Here is a 9,142-nt window from a genome sequence, read left to right as displayed (position 1 = left end):
TGGCGTGCCGGGGAACGCGCCGGCTCCTGGGTTTTTCGAACGGATGACAATGCGAGTTCTCGTAAGCAACGACGACGGTGTGGATGCTCCCGGCATCCGCGTGCTGGCCGAACGCCTCGGCGCGGTCGGCCAGGTCACCGTGGTGGCTCCCGACCGGGACCGCTCCGGCGCCAGCAATTCACTCACCCTCGACGCGCCGATCCGCGTGCTGCGGATGGACAACGGCTATTACCGCGTGGCGGGCACGCCGACCGACTGCGTGCACCTGGCGCTGGCCGGCCTGCTCGACGACGAGCCCGACATCGTGGTGTCCGGCATCAACAACTCGGCCAATCTCGGCGACGACGTGATCTATTCCGGCACGGTCTCCGCCGCGATGGAAGGCCGTTTCCTCGGCCTGCCGGCGATCGCCGTCTCGCTGGTGAGCAAGGACCACCACGGCGAGCACTACGACTGTGCCGCGCGCGCCGTGCTGATGCTGATGGAACGCCTGCTGGTGGACCCGCTGCCGGCCGACACCATCCTCAACGTCAACGTGCCCGACCTGCCGTGGGAACAGATCCACGGCTTCGAAGTCACCCGCCTGGGCAAGCGCCACCGTTCCGCGCCGTGCATCCGGCAGACCGACCCGCGCGGCAAGCCGATCTGGTGGATCGGCCCGGCCGGCGACGTGGACGACGCCGGCCCCGGCACCGATTTCGACGCGGTGCGCCGCGGCTACGTCTCGGTCACGCCGATCCACGTCGACCTCACGCGCTTCCAGGCGCTGGAGAAGGTGAGCAGCTGGATGACCGCGCTCAGCGACCGCATGGGCGCCGGCAGCGGAGCGAAGGTGGCGTGACCATGAACGTGCACCCGCTGCCGCCGTCCGCGCTCAAAGGCGAAGGCATGACTTCGCAGCGCGCCCGCGACCGGCTGGCGTCCAAGCTGAAGGAAGACGGCATCAAGGATGCGCGCGTGATCGAGGTGATCCGCAACCTGCCGCGCCATCACTTCATCGACCAGGCGCTGCACTCGCGCGCCTACGAGAACACCGCGCTGCCGATCGGCCATGGCCAGACCATCTCCCAGCCCTGGGTGGTGGCGCGCATGACCGAGGCGCTGCTGGAATTCGGCACGCCGCAGAAGGTGCTGGAGATCGGCACCGGCTCCGGCTACCAGGCGGTGGTGCTGGCCGCGCTGGTGCCGCAGCTGTACACGGTGGAGCGCATCGAGGAACTGCTGCGCCAGGCGCGCCGGCGCTTCCGCCAGCTGGGCCTGGCCAACCTGCGCTCGCGCCACGACGACGGCAAGCTCGGCTGGCCGGACGAGGCGCCGTTCGACGCCATCATCCTCACCGCCGCCGGCGACACCATTCCCACCCAGCTGCTCGACCAGCTCAGCCCGACCGGCGTGCTGGTGGCGCCGGTGGGTTCGCCCAGCCATCAGACCTTGATCCGCATGCGCGGCGACGGGCAGGGCGACTTCGTGCAGGAAGAACTCGGACCGGTGAGCTTCGTGCCGCTGCTCGGCGGCATCGGCTGATGCTGCCCTCGCTTGAAGGACGCTAGATGCGCTTGTTCGGAACGCTGTACGCACGCGCCCTGACCTGGGCGCGCCATCCCAGGGCGGTCTACTACCTGTGCGGCTTGAGCTTCGTCGAAGCCTTCATCTTTCCGATCATGCCGGAAGTGATGCTGGCGCCGATGATGCTGGGCAAGCGGCACAAGGCGTTCTTCTACGCCAACTTGAGCCTCGTGTTCTCGCTGCTCGGCTCGCTGGTCGGCTATGCGCTGGGCCACTGGGCGTTCCAGGCGCTGCATCCGGTGCTGGAGGCGCTGCACCTGCTGGCGCCGATCGAGCAGGGCGTGGAAAGCCTGCGCGCGCAGATGAACACGCATTGGCTGGGGCTGCTGGTGGTGCTGGCGCTGGCCGCGCTGCAGCCGGTGGTGCCGATGAAGTTCGTCACCTGGGCAGCCGGCATCGTCGGCGTGCCGATCGTTCCATTCCTGGTGTGCATGGCGGTGGGCCGCGGCAAGCGCGTGTGGCTGCTGGCGCTGCTGATCCGCATCTTCGGCGAACGCGCCGAGCGCATCCTGCACAAGCATATCGAGCGCATCGGCTGGGCCGCGGTGGTAATCCTGGCCGGTTTGCTCTTGTGGTGGGTGCTGCGCCATTGAGCTTAGGGCGAAGTCCGAAACAGGACATCCGCATGAAAATCACCCTTTGCCTCGCTATGCTCACCGCATGAACGGACCCAGCCGCTACCTCGTCCCCGCCGCGCTCTCCCTGCTGCTCGCCGCCTGCGTCTCGCCACGCAGCTCGGTGGTGGTCGAACCGGCTGCGGGCACGCAGGGGCGCACGGTGGCGCCGGCGGCTGTACGCGCGGCGGCGCCAGGCGGCACTTATAAGGTAGTAAAGGGCGACACGCTGTATTCGATCGCCTTCCGCAACAGCGTGGACTTCCGCGACCTGGCTTCGTGGAACGGCATCGCCGCGCCGTACACGATCTGGCCGGGGCAGACGCTGAAGCTGTCGCCCAATGGAGCGGCTGCACCGGCGGCCAGCCATGCGGCGGTTGCGGCCACGCTGCCGAAGCCGCCGAGCCACCCGGTGGTGCTCGTGCCGGCCAATCCCCCGAGCGGCGGCGGCTTCCAGAACGTGCAGAACAATCCGGCGGCGACGCCGGCCGAGGCTCCGGTGGCGTCGGTCCCGGCCAAGTCCGCACCGTCCACGGCGCCCGTGGCGGTGCCTGCTCCGGCTTCGACGGCGGTCACCGTCGTGCCGGTGGCCGGCTCCCCGGCGACCGCGCACACCGCGGCGGCTGCCGCGACGCCACCGCCGGTTCCTCCGCAGGCTGTGGCCCCAGGCGCCACACGCTCCAGCGCCGGTATCAACTGGCGCTGGCCGGCGGACGGTTCACTGGGTAAGCGTTACCAGTCGGGCGATGCGATTCCGGGGATCGAGATCCTGGGCAAGTCCGGCGATCCGATCCGCGCCGCCGCCGATGGCGTGGTGGTGTACAGCGGCAATGGCCTGGTCGGCTATGGCGAGCTGGTGATCATCAAGCACAACGACAGCTTCCTGTCGGCCTACGGGCACAACAGCAAGCGCCTGGTGAAGGAAGGCCAGCGCGTCAGCGCGGGCCAGCAGATCGCCGAGATGGGTTCCACCGGCGCGACGCGGGACGAACTGCAGTTCCAGATCCGCCGCGACGGCAATCCGGTCGACCCGCTGGGCTATCTGCCGTCGCGCTGAGCGGCGGCGCTCAGGCTTCCGGCAGGATAAAAGCCGCGACCACGCGGCGGCGCTCGCCGGCCAGCAGGTCGTAGGTACGCGCCGCGGCGGCGTTGTCCATCACTTCCACGCCCACGCCCTTGCGCAGGAAGCCGGCCAGGAAGGCGGCGGCGGGGAACACCTGGCGCTCCCCGGTGCCCAGCACCACCACTTCGGGGTCCAGCGCCAGGATGCTGTCGACGTGGCCGGCATCCAGCTGGCCGGCGTGGGTGACCGGCCAGTTCTCGATGGCTTTTTCCGGGGAAAGCACCAGGCTGCGGGTGAACTCGCGATCGACGACGGTGACGCTGCGCGCGCCGACCCGGCGCACGTACAGGTATTCGCCGGGGCGGTCGAGCGAAAGGTCCATGCGGGCCGGCTCAGCGCGGCAGGGCGAGCTTGGGCTCGTCCTCGTTGCGGCGGAACAGCACCACGATATGGCCGATCTGCTGCACGTTCTCGGCGCGGGTGCCGCCGGCGAGGAAGTCGATCTGCTCCTGGCGCTCGTCCTTGTCGCCGCCGGACAGCTTCACCTTCACCAGTTCGTGGTGGGTCAGGGCCAGGTCCAGTTCCTTGACCACGGCCTCGGTCGCGCCCTTGGCCCCGAGCAGGATCACCGGCTTGAGGTCGTGGGCCAGACTGCGCAGATAGCGGCGCTGGGAGGGGGAGAGCGACATGCGTTCAGTCTCGGATTCGCGGCGAATGGACCGACAAGGGTATCATGCCGCCCCGTTACCCCCTATCTGTGGCCGTTGCCGACCCATGTCCCGCAGCAAAAGCAGTTCCCGCTGGCTGCGGGAACACTTCGATGACGTCTATGTGAAGAAAGCCCAGGCCGAGGGCGTGCGCTCCCGTGCCGTCTATAAGCTGGAAGAACTGATCGAGCGCGACCGCCTGCTCAAGCCGGGCATGCGCGTGGTCGACCTGGGCGCCGCCCCGGGCGGATGGTCCCAGCTGGTGCGCCAGCGCCTGGGCGACACCGGCAAGGTGGTGGCCCTGGACATCCTGCCCATGCAGGGCATCGCCGGGGTGGATTTCCTGCAGGGCGACTTCCGCGAGGAGTCCGTCCTGCGCGAGCTGGAGAGCCGCCTGGAGGGCCAGCAGCTCGATCTTGTCCTATCCGACATGGCCCCCAATATGAGTGGTGTCGCGCTGGCCGACCAGATCCGGGCTATGGATCTGGCCGAGCTGGCGCTGGATTTCAGCCGCCATTGGCTGAAACCGGGCGGTTCGTTCCTGATCAAGTTATTCCAGGGAGCTGGCTTCGACGATTACTTGCGTAGCTTGCGCACGGAGTTTTCGCGCGTAACTATGCGTAAACCCAAAGCCTCCCGCGCCCGTTCGCGTGAGGTCTATGCGCTGGCCACAGGAAGAAAGGTCAGTGGCGCTCAACCGGGCGAGAACCGTGCATGAATGAGATGGCTAAAAATCTGTTGCTCTGGCTGATCATCGCCGTGGTATTGCTCACGGTGTTCCAGAGCTTCAATCCGCATGGCGCGTCGTCCTCCGACCTGCCGTACAGCAGCTTTGTACAGAGCGTGGACAACGGCAACGTGTCCACCGCCGTGATCAGCGCCGACCAGCCGGCCACGATCAGCGGCAAGCTCAAGGACGGCAGCGCCTTCCGCACCGTGGCCCCCGTGCTCGGCTTCTCCACCAGTTCGGTGGTCAAGCAGATGCAGGACAAGGGCGTCGAGGTGCGGCAGGAGCCGGCCAACAACGGCTTCTCCCTGCTGGGCCTGCTGCTCAACTGGCTGCCGATCATCCTGATCGTGGGTGTCTTCATCTGGTTCATGCGCCAGATGCAGGCCGGCGCCGGCGGGCGCGGCGCCATGAGCTTCGGCCGTTCGCGCGCCAAGCTGCAGGGCGAGGACCAGATCAAGGTCAATTTCAGCGACGTCGCCGGTTGCGACGAAGCGAAGGAGGAAGTCGGCGAACTGGTCGAGTTCCTGCGCGACCCGGGCAAGTTCCAGAAGCTGGGCGGCAAGATTCCGCGCGGCGTGCTGATGGTCGGCCCGCCGGGCACCGGCAAGACCCTGCTCGCGAAAGCCATCGCGGGCGAGGCCAAGGTGCCGTTCTTCTCGATCTCCGGTTCCGACTTCGTCGAGATGTTCGTCGGCGTCGGCGCCAGCCGCGTGCGCGACATGTTCGACCAGGCCAAGAAGCACGCGCCCTGCATCATCTTCATCGACGAAATCGATGCAGTCGGCCGCCACCGCGGCGCCGGCCTGGGCGGCGGCCACGACGAGCGCGAGCAGACCCTCAACCAGCTGCTGGTGGAGATGGACGGCTTCGAAGGCACCGAAGGCGTGATCGTGATCGCGGCGACCAACCGCCCCGACGTGCTCGACCCCGCGCTGCTGCGTCCGGGCCGCTTCGACCGCCAGGTGGTGGTCGGCCTGCCGGACGTGAAGGGCCGCGAGCAGATTCTGAAGGTGCACCTGCGCAAGGTGCCGACCTCCGCCGACGTCGACGCCATGACCATCGCGCGCGGCACGCCGGGCTTCTCCGGCGCGGACCTGGCCAACCTGGTCAATGAAGCGGCGCTGTTCGCCGCGCGGGAGAACGCGCGCGACGTGCGCATGAATCATCTGGACAAGGCGCGCGACAAGATCCTGATGGGCACGGAGCGCCGCTCCATGGCCATGAGCGAGGACGAGAAGAAGCTCACCGCGTATCACGAGGCCGGCCACGCCATCGTCGGCCGCCTGGTGCCGGAGCACGACCCGGTCTACAAGGTCACCATCATTCCGCGCGGCCGCGCGCTGGGCGTGACCATGTACCTGCCGGAAGGCGACAAGTACAGCATGAACCGCGTGGCGATCGAATCGCAGCTGTGCTCGCTGTACGGCGGCCGCGTGGCCGAGGCGCTGATCTTCGGCGAGGACAAGGTCACCACCGGTGCGTCCAACGACATCGAGCGCGCGACCAAGATGGCGCGCAACATGGCGACGAAGTGGGGCCTGTCCGACACGCTCGGTCCGGTCACCTACGGCGAGGAAGAGGACGAAGTGTTCCTCGGCCGCGCCGTCACGCAGCACAAGAACGTCTCCAACGAGACCGCGCGCAAGATCGACGAGGAAGTGCGCGCCATCCTGGACCGCAACTACGCGCGCACCAAGCAGCTGCTCACCGACAACATCGACAAGCTGCACGTGATGGCCGAAGCGCTGCTGCAGTACGAAACCATCGACGCGCACCAGATCGACGAGATCATGGCCGGCCGCGTGCCGGGCCCGCCGGCGGATTGGACCAAGTCCGCCACCGGTTCCACGCCGCCGCCTCCGCCGCCGCGCGGCGATGCCGGCGCCAAGGTGGGCGACCCGGCCACGCAGAGCCGTCATCCGCACGGCTGAGCGGGCAGGGCATGGCGATGGCAACGAGGGCGGCGATGGCCGCCCTCGTCGTTTCCATCATCGATGGATGCCGCGCGACACGCGAAGCAGAACGAAGCAACACATTCTGCTTTCCCTCTAGGCGATCCTGTTTTCGGCCGTTAGAATGCGCGGCTTCGATGCGGGTCGTCGGCACCGGGATATGAATGCTTCGGCATCCGGTGAAAAAAAACTGAAAAAAGTATTGACGACCACTGTCCGAATCTGAATAATTCCGCTTCTCGCTTCGGCGCTTTCCACTCCGGTGGTTAAGCGAAGATGGCAAAGGTTTTACAACGCGCCCGTAGCTCAGTTGGATAGAGTACCAGGCTACGAACTTGGTGGTCGGGAGTTCGAATCTCTCCGGGCGCGCCATACAAGGCAGGCAGTGATGTTCGCATCACGGTTTGCATCCGAAGAGCAGAACACCGCTCCTAGGAACCGGACGAAAGATGTGTTCGGTGTGCTTCGATACGGATTGACTGGGCGAAGCGTCACCCGTAGCATTTCAAAGCTTCGGCATTGCGAAAGCGGTCGAGGGTTCGAAATCGGGGTATAGCTCAGCCTGGTAGAGCGCCAGCTTTGGGAGCTGGAAGTCGTGGGTTCGAATCCCTCTGCCCCGACCAGCAGTTGCTCTGCACCCGAGTGCATTGCGCCTGTAGCTCAACCGGATAGAGCATCGGCCTTCTAAGCCGACGGTTGCAGGTTCGATTCCTGTCGGGCGCGCCAGTACATATCAAGGTTATGGTGGGCGTAGCTCAGCTGGTTAGAGTACCGGATTGTGATTCCGGATGTCGTGGGTTCGAGTCCCATCGTCCACCCCAAAATTTGAAGTTTCAGGGCCGTTAGCTCAGTTGGTAGAGCAGTTGACTCTTAATCAATTGGTCGTAAGTTCGAATCTTACACGGCCCACCAATCAAAGAAGGCGCTCAGGGAAACCTGGGCGCTTTTCTTTTGTGTCGAACCCAGCCTGTCCCTAGGGAACGTCCTAGTGTGCCCGCCGAAGGAAGACTGACTAGGGTGAGGCTCCCCCATAGGAGTTATCGCCATGGCAGGTTCCGTTTCCGGTTCTAGTGGTGCAAATTCGGCTTCCAACGCCGCCGACCACGCAGCGAATGCCGCGCAGAATTCGTGCACCAGTTCGGAGGGCCGCCCTTGCACGGCGGCCGAGGTCGCGTCGGGGGACGCGGCGGATGAGGCGGTCTCCGCAGCCGCCGACGCCGCGAATGCGGCTATGAAGGCCAAGGCCGAACCCAATAGCTGTGCTGCCGAAGCACTGGCCCACCAGGCACAGCAGGCCGCCGACGCGGCGCAGGCCGCCGCGGCCAGGACCGTGGCAGCCGCGGCGAAGCAGCCCAGCCGCGACACCGATGCCGCGGTCCGCGCCGCCGTCGGGGCGGCGCAGGAGGCGGCCGGCTATGCCGCCGATGCGGCGGCCGCGGTCAGGGACGGCAACGCCAAGCGCGGTACCGCCGGTTGCATCTCGCAGGCGCCGGCAAATCCCACCCCCACGTTGTCGCTCGACTCGATCCATCAGCTCGATGCGATGTCAGTGAACCCGTACGGTGCCGGTATTACGCAACCCACATGAGCGCATTTTCGTATTTCATCTAAAGACAGGGCAGGGCCAGCGCCGAACACTGGGCCGGCCCTGGACGCGCGATATCCGCGTCGTGCCGTCGACAGGGCTTCCAACGATCGGAGAGAACCCATGTCTGACGATCTGAGCAAGCGCGGCCCGCAGGACGCGGCCAGGGTGAACGTGCATGAGGATTGGGAAGTGCGCTACTGGTGCAAGACGTTCAGCTGCACCGAGCAGGAGTTGAAGGCGGCAGTGAAGGCGGTCGGCGTATCGGCGGCGGCGGTGCGCAAGCACTTCGGCAAATAGGTCATCGCATTCCGCCCCGGCCGATCGAAAAGCCCGGCTTCGCGCCGGGCTTTTTCCTTGGCGGCAACAGCGGGGGCCTGCCGCGATCGACTAAGCTCAGCGGCGGGCGCGGCAGGGGAAGGCGGCGCCATGGCGTCCTCTCACTCAGAACCTCCGCTCGGGAGCTATCCGATGGCGATCCTAAGAACCGCCTGCCTTGCCCTGCTGCTGGCCTCCATGCCTGCCATCGCTAAGGACTCCACCGATCTTCGCGCCCGGCTGAAAGCGCAGGCCGATGCCTGGGATACGGCGATCGTCAAGAAAGACCGGCAGGCCATCGCCAGGAACATGTCCGACACGTTCTTCCAGATCGGCAGCGACGGCGCCACCGCCGACAAGGCGCAGTTCCTGCAGAACCTCACTTCGCCCGACCTGGTGATCGAGCCGTACACCGTCGAGGACTTCACCATCCGCATCTACGGCAATACCGCCCTGCTCAACGGCAGCACCGATATGCACGGCACCTATCAGGGCAAGCCGTTCCGCACCCACTACCGCTACACCGACACTTATGTGAAAGAAGGAATGGTCTGGCGCGTGGTCAACGTGCAGACCACGCGTATCGCGGAATGACGCCAGCGAGCGC

At 66.3% G+C, this 9,142-nt stretch carries 11 protein-coding genes and 5 tRNA genes; 14 read left to right on the top strand and 2 right to left on the bottom strand.

What is annotated here, in order from left to right:
* Positions 1-49: 49 nt before the first annotated feature.
* The 4 genes from surE (at position 50) to FHW85_RS05445 (ending at position 3,237) form a co-directional block, all read left to right on the top strand.
* Positions 50-841: a 5'/3'-nucleotidase SurE gene (surE, locus tag FHW85_RS05460; RefSeq protein WP_167257507.1), complete on the top strand. Its 792-nt coding sequence runs from the start codon at positions 50-52 to the stop codon at positions 839-841.
* Positions 842-843: 2 nt separating this feature from the next.
* A complete protein-coding gene (locus tag FHW85_RS05455; protein WP_167257508.1) occupies positions 844-1,524 on the top strand; it encodes a protein-L-isoaspartate(D-aspartate) O-methyltransferase in 681 nt (226 codons plus the stop codon).
* A gap of 26 nt (positions 1,525-1,550) precedes the next feature.
* A complete protein-coding gene (locus tag FHW85_RS05450) occupies positions 1,551-2,159 on the top strand; it encodes a DedA family protein (protein WP_168647597.1) in 609 nt (202 codons plus the stop codon).
* 67 nt (positions 2,160-2,226) lie between these two features.
* On the top strand, positions 2,227-3,237 hold the full coding sequence (locus FHW85_RS05445) for a peptidoglycan DD-metalloendopeptidase family protein (protein ID WP_168647596.1): 1,011 nt from the start codon (positions 2,227-2,229) through the stop codon (positions 3,235-3,237).
* Between the two features lie 10 nt (positions 3,238-3,247).
* Here FHW85_RS05445 and FHW85_RS05440 read toward each other — a convergent pair whose 3' ends face one another.
* Both FHW85_RS05440 and yhbY read right to left on the bottom strand, forming a co-directional pair.
* Positions 3,248-3,625, bottom strand: a complete 378-nt coding sequence (locus FHW85_RS05440; protein WP_167257511.1) for an Mth938-like domain-containing protein — start codon at positions 3,623-3,625, stop codon at positions 3,248-3,250.
* A 10-nt stretch (positions 3,626-3,635) separates the two neighbouring features.
* Positions 3,636-3,932: a ribosome assembly RNA-binding protein YhbY gene (gene yhbY, locus FHW85_RS05435; protein ID WP_167257512.1), complete on the bottom strand. Its 297-nt coding sequence runs from the start codon at positions 3,930-3,932 to the stop codon at positions 3,636-3,638.
* A gap of 85 nt (positions 3,933-4,017) precedes the next feature.
* Between yhbY and rlmE the strand changes: the two genes are divergently transcribed.
* The 10 genes from rlmE to FHW85_RS05385 all read left to right on the top strand — a co-directional run bounded on the left by rlmE (position 4,018) and on the right by FHW85_RS05385 (position 9,129).
* Positions 4,018-4,668: a 23S rRNA (uridine(2552)-2'-O)-methyltransferase RlmE gene (rlmE, locus tag FHW85_RS05430; RefSeq protein ID WP_167257513.1), complete on the top strand. Its 651-nt coding sequence runs from the start codon at positions 4,018-4,020 to the stop codon at positions 4,666-4,668.
* Positions 4,665-6,611: an ATP-dependent zinc metalloprotease FtsH gene (gene ftsH, locus FHW85_RS05425; RefSeq protein WP_208399865.1), complete on the top strand. Its 1,947-nt coding sequence runs from the start codon at positions 4,665-4,667 to the stop codon at positions 6,609-6,611. Before rlmE ends, ftsH begins: the two co-directional genes overlap by 4 nt.
* Positions 6,612-6,927: 316 nt before the next feature.
* Positions 6,928-7,004, top strand: a tRNA-Arg gene (locus FHW85_RS05420).
* Positions 7,005-7,178: 174 nt separating this feature from the next.
* Positions 7,179-7,255, top strand: a tRNA-Pro gene (locus tag FHW85_RS05415).
* Between the two features lie 26 nt (positions 7,256-7,281).
* Positions 7,282-7,358 (top strand) — tRNA-Arg (locus tag FHW85_RS05410).
* Positions 7,359-7,376: 18 nt separating this feature from the next.
* Positions 7,377-7,453 (top strand) — tRNA-His (locus tag FHW85_RS05405).
* A gap of 15 nt (positions 7,454-7,468) precedes the next feature.
* A tRNA-Lys gene (locus FHW85_RS05400) sits at positions 7,469-7,544 on the top strand.
* A 133-nt stretch (positions 7,545-7,677) separates the two neighbouring features.
* Complete coding sequence (locus tag FHW85_RS05395) at positions 7,678-8,220, top strand: hypothetical protein (protein ID WP_168647595.1); 543 nt, start codon at positions 7,678-7,680, stop codon at positions 8,218-8,220.
* A gap of 120 nt (positions 8,221-8,340) precedes the next feature.
* A complete protein-coding gene (locus FHW85_RS05390) occupies positions 8,341-8,517 on the top strand; it encodes a DUF3606 domain-containing protein (protein ID WP_168647594.1) in 177 nt (58 codons plus the stop codon).
* A gap of 171 nt (positions 8,518-8,688) precedes the next feature.
* Positions 8,689-9,129, top strand: coding sequence for a nuclear transport factor 2 family protein (locus tag FHW85_RS05385; RefSeq protein ID WP_168647593.1), 441 nt, complete (start codon positions 8,689-8,691; stop codon positions 9,127-9,129).
* The last annotated feature ends 13 nt before the right edge of the window (positions 9,130-9,142 follow it).

The organism is Dyella sp. SG609, from assembly GCF_012275375.1.
Lineage (GTDB): Bacteria > Pseudomonadota > Gammaproteobacteria > Xanthomonadales > Rhodanobacteraceae > Dyella_D > Dyella_D marensis.
The sequence above is the reverse complement of the archived record's forward strand: the minus strand, read 5'-3'. Positions and strand labels throughout refer to the sequence as shown.